Genomic DNA, 9,149 nt, shown 5'->3' on the forward strand with positions numbered 1-9,149 from the left:
GTCAGAATTCTCGGCCGAATTCTGACCGCTTTCGTACCCACAACAGATCAGGGGGCCGCGGGCGGGACCGGGAAGTTCGCGCGGAACACGTTGTCGGGGTCCCAGTCGCGCTTCACCTCGCGCAGGCGGGTGAGCGTGGGCTCGGGGAACGCGTCGGTGATCCGCTCCGGCCGGGTGTCCGTGTCGAACGACAGGTACAGCCCGTCGGTGTGCGGCGCCATGACGGCGTCCCACACGGCGTCGAGCCGGTCCTGGGCGGAGGACATCGCCGACAGCAGGAAGTTCTGGTGGCGGTGGGCGTACGCCGTCGCGCCCGGGTCGACGTCGTTGCCGGCGCCGCCGGTCGCACGGACCTGCAGGAAGTACGCCTCGCCCGACAGCGCCAGCTTCTCGAAGGCGCGGGCCGTCGCGGTGTCCAGGTGCGCGACCAGCCCGGACCGGACGGCCGGGTCGCCGCCGCCGGAGTGGTGCTTGTCGCCGGCCTGCACGACGCCCGCGTACGGCAGCAGGTACGCCTGGTGCGCGAGCAGCGGGCCGGCCCCGGCCAGGCGTTCGAGCTGCTCGACGGCGGCGTCCGTGTCGTCCCCCGCCCAGACCGTCATGAGCTGCGCGACGGGGCCCTGGTCGTCGCTGCCGTCGGCGAGCCGCCCCCGGCGGCCGGGCGACAGGACGAGGAAGCTCGTCAGCTCGCGCGGCGCCGACTCGACGACGGCGCCCCAGCGCTCCAGCACGCCCGCGACATCGGTGGCATCGAGCGTCATCTGGGAGAAGACGACGGTGCCCTGCCCGCTCAGCTCCATGGCCTCGATCTCGACCCACGTCACCACGCCCAGGTTGCCGCCCGCGCCGCGCAGCCCCCAGAACAGGTCCGGGTGCTCGTCGGCCGACGCCCGCACGACCCGGCCGTCGGCCGTGACGACCTCGGCCGCGACGACGTGGTCGATCGTCAGGCCGTAGGTGCGGCCGAGGAAGCCGACGCCGCCCGCCGTGGCGAGCCCGCCGACACCCACGCCGCCCGAGTCGCCCGAGCTGATCGCCCAGCCGCGGGGCGCGATCGCCTCCGCGACGCGGCCCCACGTGGCGCCGACGCCCACGCGGACGCGCCGGGTCGCCTCGTCGACGACCTCCACCTGGTCGAGGGCGCCGAGGTCGACGACGATGCCGCCGTCGTTGGTCGACCGCCCGCTGATGCCGTGACCACCCGACCGCACGCCCAGCGGGACGTCCTGCGACCGCGCGAACCGCACGGCCTCGGCCACCTGGGCCGTGTCGCGGGGACGCAGGACCAGGCCGGGCGCGCCGGAGCGCAGGTAGTTGTGCCGCACGCCGTCGTAGGCGCGGTCGCCGGGCTCGACGGCGGTCGCCGCGAGGGAGGCGGGCACCGCGGCGTAGTCGATGCCTGGCCGGCGCAGGGCGACAGCGTGCGCGCCCCGCTGGGACGCGGCGGGTGCGGTGCCCGACGTCGCACGCTCGCGCGCCACCAGCTCGCGCACGGCGGGCGCGACCTCCTCGCCGTACACCCGGATGAGGTCCGGGTCGTCGGCGGCGAGGATCACGGTGCCGATGCCGTCCTCGAGCGCGAGCGCGGCCAGCTCGTCCACCCACTGCTCCACCGGGCCCTGCAGGAAGCCGCGCGGCTCGGCCGTGATCGCGCCCTGCACGTTGAGCAGGCGCCGGATCTCGGCCGGGTGCCGGCCCGCCTCCTCGGCCGCCTCGTCGATGATGGCGTGGCCGCGCTGCAGGTCGCCGTCCTTGAGGTAGGCGAGCGACGGCAGCCAGCCGTCCGCCTTGCGGGCGATGAGCCGCAGCATGCGAGGCTTGAGCGCGCCCAGCCAGATCGGGACGTCGTGGGCCGGCTCCGGGCCGCGCTTGGCGCCCGCGACGCGGTGGTGGGCGCCGTCGACCCGCAGGGCGCGGCGCTCCCGGCCGTCCCAGATCCCCCGGATGATGTCGAGCGCCTCCTCCAGCGCGTCCACGGACTCCCCCGGCGTGAGTCGGGTGCCACCCATGGCGACGATCGGGTCCCAGAACCCGCCGGCGCCGAGCCCCAGCGCCGCCCGGCCGCCCGACAGCAGGTCGAGGGAGGCGACGGCGCGCGCCAGCACCGCGGGCGGCCGCAGCGGCAGGTTGAGAACGTTGCCCGCGACGGTGACGCGCTCGGTCTGCGCGGCCACCCAGGACAGCAGCGTCCACGTGTCGAGGAACCCCGGCTGGTACGGGTGGTCCTGGAACGTCACCAGGTCGAGCCCGGCCGCCTCGGTGACCTGGGCGAGCCGCACCGGCTGCTGCGGGTCGCGGTTCGTCGGGGTGAGGAACGTGCCGAAGACCAGGTCGTGGCCGTAGTCCGTCATGCGGGGCCTTTCGCGGAGAAGTCCGCTCCCGTCACCGGGAGATCGTCTGTCGTACAGACGATATCAGCGGCAACTCTTCTGACCGACCGCACATTCCCTTAGGATGACGACGTGACCACCACCACCGATCCGACGAGCGCCGGGCCTGACGCGCCGGTCGCGCCGTCCCCGTTGGGCTGGTCGCTCGCCGCGCTGTTGCGGGAGTGGAGCGCCCGGGTCGCGGCCGCGTGCGCCGACGTCCCGCACGGCGGCCGCGGCTACGAGGTGCTGGCCGCCGTCTACCGCGACGCCCCGCCCACGCAGGCCGCCCTCGCCTCACGCCTCGGCATCGACCGCACGGTGATGACCTACCTGCTCGACGAGCTTGCCGGGTGCGGCCTCGTCGAGCGCCGGCCCGACCCGGCCGACCGTCGCGCGCGCCGCATCGTCGTGACGGACCACGGGCGCGTCGTCCTCGCCGACCTGGACGCGCGGGTGCGCACCGCGGAGGACGGGCTGCTCTCCGGTCTGGACGGCGCCGAGCGTGACGTGCTGCGCCACCTGCTGGAGCGGGCCGCGACCGCTGCCGCCCCCGGTGGTGCATCGTGCGTGCTGACATGATCCTCAAGCGGGCCGTTTGAGGATCATGTCAGCACGCACGTTGCACCCCGGGCGGCCGGAAACCGGTTCCTTGCCCGAGCGCACCACTGGGCGGTAACCGGTTTCCCATGGTGTACCGTCGGGCCGTGAGCCCGAGGAGGCATCGATGCCTGACGTGAACCTCCGGCGACCTTCGGTGACCATCGCCGACGTCGCCACCGCCGCCGGCGTCTCGCGCGCCACCGTCTCCCGCGTGATGAACGGCCGCAGCACGGTCGATCCTGCCATCGCCGCCCGGGTGCAGGAGGCGGCGATCGACCTGAACTACCGGCCCAGCAACGTGGCACGCAGCCTGTCCCTGGGCCGCACGACGACGGTCGCGCTCGTGGTGCCGGACCTCGGCAACCCGGTGTTCCAGCAGATCCTGCGCGGCGTCACCTCCGCCGCCGCCGAGGACGGCTACCGCGTGCTGGTGGCCGACGCCGCCGAGGACCCCTCCGAGGAGGCGGCGATCGCGCGCGAGGCACGCATGCGCTGCGACGCGCTCATCCTCGTCGCGCCACGCATGCCCGGCGCCGCCCTGGACGCGCTGCTGCCCCTCGTGACGCCCGCGGCCGTGATCAACCGCGAGGTCGACCACGCCGGGACGCCCAGCCTCGTCATCGACTACGCGGACGCCACGGTGCAGGTGGTCGAGCACCTGGTCGGCCTCGGCCACCGGCGGCTCGCGTACCTCGCGGGCCCGCGTGCCGCGACGACCGACGCCGCCCGGCGCGCCGGCCTCGCCGCGGCCCGCGAGCACCACCCGGACCTGGAGGTGGTGGAGCTCGCCGTCGGCGCCGACCTCGCGTCGGGGCACGCCGCGGCCGGTCCGGTCCTCGCGAGCCGCGCCACCGCCGTCGTCGCGTACAACGACCTGGTCGCGTTCGGCCTCCTGGCGGCCCTCAACGAGGCCGGCGTGGCCGTGCCCGCCGACATCTCCGTGGCCGGCTACGACGACATCGACCTGGCCCGGTACGCGACCCCCGCCCTGACCACGGTGGCGGTGCCCCAGGCCGAGCTGGGCCGCCAGGCGTGGCGCGAGCTGCACGCCGTGATCGTCGACGACGCCCACCCCGCCGCGACCACCCGCTTCACCGCGCGCCTGCAGGCACGGTCCAGCACCGGGCCCGCACCCCGCCGGCTCGCCCGGGCGGTCGTGACGGAGCCCGCGCCCGCCACGACGCCGCAGGTCGAGGGCGCCGTCCTCGGCCCCGCGTGGTCCGTCGAGCCGCGCGAGGTCGTGCTGCGCCACACCCGCGACCGGGTCCCGCTGGCCCGGTACGTGGACGGCGAGCGGCTGCCCGCCATCCACTCCCCCCGCCCCTACCTGCACCCGGTGCACTCGCTCGCGGGCGTCCCGCTCACCGAGTCGGAGCCCGTGGACCACCGGCACCACTACGGCGTCAGCGTGGCCGTGCCCGACGTCAACGGCACCAGCTTCTGGGGCGGCCGCACCTTCGTGGCCGACGTCGGCCCGACCCTGCTGCCCAACCACGGCCGGCAGCGGACCACCCGCGCGGAGGTCGACCCGCTCGCCCCCCACGTCCTGCTCGACACGGTGCGGTGGGACGACGAGCGCGGCGAACCCCTGCTCGACGAGCAGCGCCGCCTCGGCGCACGGCTCCTGGGCGACGACGGCTGGGCGCTGGAGTGGCGCTCCACCCTGCACGCGTCGCACGGGCCGCTGGAGATCCGCTCCCCCGCGACCAACGGCCGGCCGGGCGCGGGCTACGGCGGCGTCTTCTGGCGCGCGCCGATCGCGGGGAGCACGGTCGTGCTGTCCGCGGCGGGCGAGGGTGAGGAGCACGCGCACGGCAGCACCTCCCCGTGGGTGGCCTTCGTGCAGCGGCACCACGACCCGTACGCCGAGGACCGCAGCACGACGCTGCTGATCGCACAGACCTCGCCGCCCCGGCACTGGTTCCTGCGCGCGGCCGACTACCCCGGGGCCGGTCCGGCGCTGGCGTGGGACACGCCCCTGCGGGTGCCCGCCGGCGGGACGGTAGAGACCGGCATCGTGGCGGCCCTCGTGGACCGCGCGCTCGACCTCGACGAGGCCACCGACCTCGCTGCCACGCTGCGCTGACCTGCCCTGACGAGCCCCTGACCTGCCCCGAGACTGCACCCGAACCCTGCCCCGCGAGACGACAGGACGACCATGACGGAACTGACCCCCGACGGCCTCGTCCCGCAGATCGCGGTGGTGGGCCTGCACGGTCACGGCGCCTCGCACGTGCGCCGCGTGCTCGAGCTGCAACGTGCGGGCCGGGTGCGCCTGGCCGCCGTCGTCGACCCGCGCGAGCCCGGCCCGGGCCACGAGGCGCACGCCGCCGGCGCGCCTTGGTTCCCCACGCTGGGCGACCTGCTGTCCGCGCCGTCCGCCCGGGTGGACGTCGTCGTCCTCAGCACCCCGATCCCGACGCACCTCCCGCTGGCCCGCGCCGCGATGGAGGCGGGGATCGACGTGCTGCTGGAGAAGCCCACGACGGCGTCGCTGGCGGAGCACACGGAGCTGGTGGCCGTGGCCGAGCGCACGGGCCGGCGCTGCCAGGTCGGGTTCCAGACGTTCGGCTCGCACGCCCTGCCGGCGGCGGCCGACCTCCTCGCCCGGGGCGAGATCGGCGACGTCGTCGGGTTCGGCGCGGTGGGCACGTGGGTGCGCACGGAGTCGTACTGGCGCCGCGCCGCGTGGGCGGGCCGGCGTCGGCTCGACGGGCGCGACGTGGTGGACGGCGTCGTGACCAACCCGCTGGCGCACGCCGTCGCGACCACGCTGCGCCTCGGTGGCGCGACCACCGCGCAGGACGTCACCTGGGTGGACACCGACCTGTACCGGGCCAACCCGATCGAGGCGGACGACACGTCGTCGGTACGCGTGCAGGACGCGGACGGGCGGCGCTACGGCTTCGGGCTCACGCTGTGCGCGGCGGACCGCTCCCCGGCGCGCGTCGTCGTGCACGGCACCCGCGGCGAGCTGGTCCTCGAGTACGAGCACGACCGCCTCCTGGTGCGCACCGACGTCGCGCAGACGGCCAAGACGTACGGCCGCACGTCGTTGCTCGACGACCTCCTGGCCGCCCGCACCGACCGCTCGCGGGCGATGCTGTGCGACGTCCGCGACACCGGCGCCTTCATGCGCGTGCTGGAGGCGGTGCGCACGAGTGCCGACCCCGCCCCGATCCCCGCCGAGCAGGTGGAGTGGCGCGGCGAGGGGCACGACCGCCGCCCGGTGGTGCGCGACGTCGAGCACTGGTGCGCCGAGGTCGCACGAACCCAGCAGACCTTCACCGAGCTCGGCGCCCCCTGGACCACCTGACCCGCCGGAACGCTGTGGGTACGAAATGGGTCAGAATTCCGCACGGAATTCTGACCCAATTCGTACCCACACGTCAGAGGTCGATGCCGAGGCCCAGCTCGTCGAGGCGGACAGGGTCGCCCGTGGCGAGCGAGCGGTTCCCGGCGTAGCCGATGCCGGAGGCGCGGAGGCCGTCACGGAAGCCGGCAGCACGGCCCAGGGGGTCGGCCTCGGAACGCCCGCGGAAGACGTCGGAGAGCAGCAGCGCGTCGCCACCCCCGTGACCACCGGCGCCGGCCGCGACGATGGGCCGCTCCTCCGCCCGTTCCCAGTGCTTCTGCACGACGAGCCGCTCGCCCTCGGGGCGCACCGTGTCCTCGCCGAAGGTCGCGGTGAAGCTCGGGTCGACCGTCGCCTTGCCGTCGGCGCCGAAGACCACGGAGCCGCGCTCGACCACCTCGAGCTCCGCACGGCCGCGCGAGCCGTTGACGACGACGCGGTACCCCTCCCACGGGGCGCTCGCCGTCAGTGAGTACGTGAGCACCGGGCCGCCGGCGTACTCGACCACCAGGCCGAGAGTGTCCTCGGTGGTGATGCCCGGGTCGAAGACGCTGCGGTCGCGCCGGTAGCCGTCCACGGCCTGCGCCTCAGGCCCGTACAGCTCGGCGAGGTACGGGTCGGCGGCGACGTCGATGCGCCACGGGTCCACGCCCTGCTCGGCCAGGGCCCGCTCCCCCGCCGTCGGCTCGTAGCCGGTCTCGTGCGCGGCGTCGTCCCCGTAGAAGCGACGGCCGCCGCTGGCGAAGACGCGCTGCGGGACGGCGTCGATCCACCAGTTGACGAGGTCGAAGTGGTGGCTGGACTTGTGCACCAGCAGCCCGCCGTTGTTGACCTTCTCGCGGTGCCAGCGGCGGAAGTAGTCCGCGCCGTGCACCGTGTCGAGGGCCCAGTCGAAGTGGACGCTGAGCACCTGGCCGATCTCGCCCGACGCGATGACCTCGCGCAGCGCCGAGTTCCGCGGCGAGTAGCGGTAGTTGAACGTCATCGTGAGGTCGCGGCCCGTCTCGGTGACGGCGTCCGCGATCTGTCGCGCCTCCGTCTCGGTGGCCGCGACGGGCTTCTCGACGACGACGTCGACGCCGGCGCGCAGCGCCCGGGAGACGAGGTCCGCATGGGTGTTGTCCACCGACGTGACGATCAGCCGGTCGACCCGCTGCTCGTCGAGCGCCTTCTCCAGGTCGTCCGGGTGGTACAGCGGGCGCTCCCCGCCGACGGCCGCGGCGACCTTCGCCTCGTGCACCGCGGCACGCACGGGGTTGGGCTCGACCCACGCGACGATCTCGCCGTCGTCGGCGTGGTCCCCGATCAGCGCGTTCACGTACATGCCGGCACGGTGCCCGGTGCCGGCGACGGCGTACCGCCGACGGTCCTGACCGGTCGGGGCGGCGGGCATCATCGATCTCCTTGCGTGTCGCCTGGGCGACGTCGGGTAAGCGGTTTCCTGCCAGCCTACCGGAGCGTCGTCCTTGGCCACACCCCCGCCTGCCCCCCCCGTCCTCGGGCTACCTCGGCAAGCCCGTGACTACCTCGGCACGGTTTCGACTACCTCGGCACGATCCGGACTACCTCGGCACGGTCCCGACTACCTCGGCAAGCCCGTGACTACCTCGGCACGGTCCGCACTACCTCGGCAGGGTCCGGACTACTTCGACGGGGTGATGACGACCTGACCGGCCCAGGTGAACCCGCCGCCGAAGCCGAAGAGCAGCGCGGGCGTGCCGGCCGGGATCTTGCCGGCGTGCCACCACTTGGAGAGCCCCAGCGGGATGGAGGCGGCGGACGTGTTGCCGGACTCGGTGATGTCGGCGACGACCACGCGGTCCTCGAGGCCGAGCGCCTTCGCCAGCGGCTCGATGATGCGCAGGTTGGCCTGGTGCGCCACGAGCACGCCGATGTCGTCGAGGGTGAGACCGGACGCGTCGACGATGCGGCGCGCGCGGTCGGCGGCGCGCGTGATCGCCCACTTGAAGACGGCGCGGCCGTCCTGGGCGAACTTCTCGGTGGGGACCTCGATGCGCACGGCGGGGGTCAGCTCCGGCTCGGAGCCCCAGACGACAGGGCCGACGGCGGGCGTGTCGGCGCCCTGGAGCACGACGGCGCCCGCGCCGTCCGCGGTGAGGATGCAGGTGCTGCGGTCGGTCCAGTCGGTGACGGAGGTGAGCTTCTCCGACCCGACGACGACGGCGGTGCGCGCGGAGCCGGCGCGGATGGCCTGGTCGGCCAGGCCGACGGCGTACGCGAACCCCGAGCAGGCCGTGTTGACGTCGATGACGGCGGGGCCGACGACGTCGCGCAGGTCGGGCTCGTCCTCGCCCTCGGGCGTGCTGGCGCCGGGCTGCACGCCGGTGCGCAGGGCGTAGGCCACGCGGCCGGCGGTGTTGGGCGAGCGGTCGGTCGCCGTCGTGGTCGCGACGATCACGAGGTCGACGTCCGTGCCCGCGACGCCCGCGTCGTCGAGCGCGTGCCGGGCAGCGGCGGTCGCCATGTCCGCGACGGTGACGTCGTCGGCGGCGACGTGCCGGGTGACGATGCCGGTGCGCGAGCGGATCCACTCGTCGTTGGTCTCGACGAGCTGCGCGATGTCGTCGTTCGTCATGACCTTCTCGGGCTGGTGGTGCCCGAGGCCGACGATGCGGGAACCGACGGCGCCCGTGGGCAGCGTCAGGACGGGTGCGGTGGACTCACTCATGGGAGCGATCATCCCACCCGCCCACGGGGTGCCGGCCACCCGCCGCCTCGAATCGCGCCGGCCCCGTAGCGCCTGCGCCCCGGCGTCGAACGCCTCCGCCGCCTCCACCACCTGCCGGGCCCAGTCCGTGACC

At 74.7% G+C, this 9,149-nt stretch carries 6 protein-coding genes; 3 read left to right on the top strand and 3 right to left on the bottom strand.

Features of this window, described 5'->3' with window-relative positions:
- Window positions 1–47: 47 nt before the first annotated feature.
- A complete protein-coding gene (locus ACFT55_RS16465) occupies window positions 48–2,351 on the bottom strand; it encodes an LLM class flavin-dependent oxidoreductase (RefSeq protein ID WP_380244921.1) in 2,304 nt (767 codons plus the stop codon).
- A gap of 111 nt (window positions 2,352–2,462) precedes the next feature.
- Between ACFT55_RS16465 and ACFT55_RS16470 the strand changes: the two genes are divergently transcribed.
- The 3 genes from ACFT55_RS16470 to ACFT55_RS16480 all read left to right on the top strand — a co-directional run bounded on the left by ACFT55_RS16470 (window position 2,463) and on the right by ACFT55_RS16480 (window position 6,288).
- Complete coding sequence (locus ACFT55_RS16470) at window positions 2,463–2,951, top strand: MarR family winged helix-turn-helix transcriptional regulator (protein ID WP_380244922.1); 489 nt, start codon at window positions 2,463–2,465, stop codon at window positions 2,949–2,951.
- Between the two features lie 145 nt (window positions 2,952–3,096).
- A complete protein-coding gene (locus ACFT55_RS16475) occupies window positions 3,097–5,058 on the top strand; it encodes a DUF6807 family protein (protein ID WP_380244923.1) in 1,962 nt (653 codons plus the stop codon).
- Window positions 5,059–5,130: 72 nt separating this feature from the next.
- Window positions 5,131–6,288: a Gfo/Idh/MocA family protein gene (locus ACFT55_RS16480; protein ID WP_380244924.1), complete on the top strand. Its 1,158-nt coding sequence runs from the start codon at window positions 5,131–5,133 to the stop codon at window positions 6,286–6,288.
- Window positions 6,289–6,361: 73 nt separating this feature from the next.
- Here the strand turns inward: ACFT55_RS16480 and ACFT55_RS16485 are convergent, their stop codons facing one another.
- Together ACFT55_RS16485 and ACFT55_RS16490 are read right to left on the bottom strand one after the other, a co-directional pair.
- The gene (locus ACFT55_RS16485; protein ID WP_380244925.1) at window positions 6,362–7,720 is read right to left on the bottom strand and encodes a Gfo/Idh/MocA family protein; all 1,359 of its coding nucleotides are present in this window, start codon (window positions 7,718–7,720) and stop codon (window positions 6,362–6,364) included.
- A 249-nt stretch (window positions 7,721–7,969) separates the two neighbouring features.
- The gene (locus ACFT55_RS16490; protein ID WP_380244926.1) at window positions 7,970–9,016 is read right to left on the bottom strand and encodes a beta-ketoacyl-ACP synthase III; all 1,047 of its coding nucleotides are present in this window, start codon (window positions 9,014–9,016) and stop codon (window positions 7,970–7,972) included.
- Between the last annotated feature and the right edge of the window lie 133 nt (window positions 9,017–9,149).

It is taken from the genome of Isoptericola sp. NPDC057191 (assembly GCF_042670225.1).
GTDB lineage: Bacteria > Actinomycetota > Actinomycetes > Actinomycetales > Cellulomonadaceae > Isoptericola.

Excerpts from the sequence above, each read along its gene's own strand:
- ACFT55_RS16490 (WP_380244926.1), bottom strand. The coding sequence starts at position 9,016 with ATGAGTGAGTCCACCGCACCCGTCCTGACGCTGCCCACGGGCGCCGTC.
- ACFT55_RS16465 (WP_380244921.1), bottom strand. The coding sequence starts at position 2,351 with ATGACGGACTACGGCCACGACCTGGTCTTCGGCACGTTCCTCACCCCG.
- ACFT55_RS16475 (WP_380244923.1), top strand. The coding sequence starts at position 3,097 with ATGCCTGACGTGAACCTCCGGCGACCTTCGGTGACCATCGCCGACGTC.
- ACFT55_RS16485 (WP_380244925.1), bottom strand. The coding sequence starts at position 7,720 with ATGCCCGCCGCCCCGACCGGTCAGGACCGTCGGCGGTACGCCGTCGCC.
- ACFT55_RS16480 (WP_380244924.1), top strand. The coding sequence starts at position 5,131 with ATGACGGAACTGACCCCCGACGGCCTCGTCCCGCAGATCGCGGTGGTG.